The sequence below is a fragment of the Streptomyces sp. NPDC029956 genome, assembly GCF_055574655.1.
Genome location: NZ_JBVHZJ010000127.1, coordinates 1 through 2,462 on the forward strand (window position 1 = coordinate 1; position 2,462 = coordinate 2,462).

At 73.6% G+C, this 2,462-nt stretch carries 1 protein-coding gene; it reads left to right on the forward strand.

Features of this window, described 5'->3' with window-relative positions:
• On the forward strand, window positions 1-2,462 hold a 2,462-nt coding region (locus ACZ4XX_RS40235), incomplete at both ends, for a condensation domain-containing protein (protein WP_468512771.1).

Consider the following 2,462-nt stretch of genomic DNA (forward strand, 5'->3'; position numbering starts at 1 on the left):
GAGCTCGGTGAGATCGAGACCGCGCTGCTGGCCCATGACGCGGTGGCGCAGGCCGCGGTGATCGTGCGGGAGGACCGGCCGGGCGACAAGCGCCTGGTCGCCTACGTCGTCCCCGCCCTCGACACCCGCATCGACTCCGAAGCCCTCCACGGCCACAGCGCCGAACGCCTCGCCGAGTACATGGTGCCCTCGGCGTTCGTCGAGCTCGCCGTCCTTCCCCTGACCGCCAACGGAAAGCTCGACCGCCGCGCCCTGCCGCAGCCCGTGCTGACCGGCGAGGGCGACGGACGCGCCCCGCGCAACCCCGTCGAGGAGGTCCTGTGCGGCCTCTTCGCCGACGCACTCGGCGAGCCCGCGGTCTCCATCGACGACGACTTCTTCCGCCTCGGCGGACACTCGCTCCTCGCCACCCGGCTGGTCGGCCGCGTCCGCACCGCCCTCGCCACCGAACTCTCCCTCCGCGACTTCTTCCGGTACCCGACGGTCGCCGGACTCGCCCGGCTGATCACCGCCGGCGCCGGGCAGGCGACGCGCCCCGCGCTCACCGCCGCCGGCCGGTCCGACGACGACCTCCCCCTCTCGGCCGCCCAGCGCCGCCTCTGGTTCCTCGACCAGATGGAGGGCCCCTCCGCCACGTACAACATCCCCCTCGCCGTACGCCTCACCGGCGCCGTCGACCAGGACGTGCTGCGGCAGGCGCTCGGGGACGTGATCGCCCGCCACGAGGTCCTCAGGACCAGCTACCCGGTGCACGAGGGCGAGCCGCGCCAGCACATCGCCGAGCCCGAGCAGATCACCGTGCCGCTCACCGTGGCGGCCGTCACCGACGACGAGCTGCCCGCCCGGCTCGCCGAGGAGACCGCGCACCTCTTCGACCTCGCCGCCGACCTCCCCCTGCACGCCGTCCTCCTCGACCTGGCGCCGAACCGGAGCGTGCTCGTCCTGGTCGTGCACCACATCGCCTCCGACGGCTGGTCCCACACGCCCCTCATGCGGGACCTCGGCGCCGCCTACACCGCCCGGATCGAAGGGGCGGCGCCCGCGTGGGAGCCGCTGCCGGCCCAGTACGCCGACTACTCCCTCTGGCAGCGGGACCTGCTCGCCGACCACGAGGAGGGCCAGCTCGCCCACTGGCGGGAGGCGCTCGCCCAGCTGCCCACCGAGGTCACCCTGCCCACGAGCCGGCCCCGCCCGGTGGTGGCCTCCTACCGCGGCGCCACCCACACCGTGCACTGCCCGGCGGAGACCCACCAGGCGCTCAGCACCCTCGCCAGGGAGCACGGCGTGACCCTGTTCATGGTGGCGCAGGCGGCCACCGTGGCCCTGCTGTCCCGTTCAGGGGCGGGCACCGACATCCCCCTCGGCTCGCTCGTCGCCGGGCGGACCGACGAGGCCCTTGAGGACCTGGTCGGGTTCTTCGTCAACACCCTCGTCCTGCGGACCGACGCCTCGGGCGACCCGACCTTCCGTGAACTCCTCGACCGGGTCCGGGAGACCGACCTCGGCGCCTGGGCGCACCAGGACCTGCCCTTCGACCGGCTCGTGGAGACCCTCAACCCCGAGCGCTCCGCCGCCCGCCACCCCCTCTTCCAGGTCATGCTCACGCTCGCCGAGGCCGCGGAGGCGGCGCCCCGGCTGCCGGGCGTCCGTGCCGAGACGCAGCAACTGTGCGCGGGCATCGCCAAGTTCGACCTCACCGTCAACTTCTACGAGCACCGCGACCGTGTCGGTCACCCGAACGGCCTCGACATCGTCCTGGAGTACGCCACCGACCTGTACGACCCCGACGCCGTCGAGGCGGCCGGCGAACGGCTGGCCCGGGTCCTGGACGCCGTCATCGCCGACCCGGACGTCAAGGTCGCCGACATCGAGCTGCTCTCCGCCTCCCAGCGTCACGCCCTGCTCGCCGACTACAACGACACCGCCGTGCGGCTCCCCGAGGGTGCGCTGCACGAGTTGTTCGCCGCCCAGGCCGCGCGGACGCCGGACGGCGTGGCGCTGGTGTGCGGAGAGCACGAGACGACGTACCGCGACCTCGACCGCGCGTCGGACGCGTTCGCGGCCCGGCTCGCCGGGCACGGAGTCCGGCCGGGTGCCGCCGTGGGCCTCTTCCTGGACCGGTCGACGGAGTTCGTGGTCGCGGCCCTCGCCGTGCTCAAGGCGGGTGGCGCCTTCGTGCCGCTGGACGCGCGTCAGCCGGAGGAGCGGCTCGCGTTCGTCCTGGCCGACACGGGCGCGCCTCTCCTCGTCACGGATCGCGCGGCCGGCGACCTCGGGTTCGCGCGGGACGTGGACACGCTGCCGGCTCCCGACGTGCGGGCTCTTCTCGCCGAGGTCGACGTCACCGCACCCGAACTGGACGTCCATCCTGACCAGTTGGCGTACGTGATGTACACGTCGGGTTCGAGTGGTGTGCCGAAGGGTGTGGCGAACACGCACCGGAACGTGGTCGAGCTGGCGCT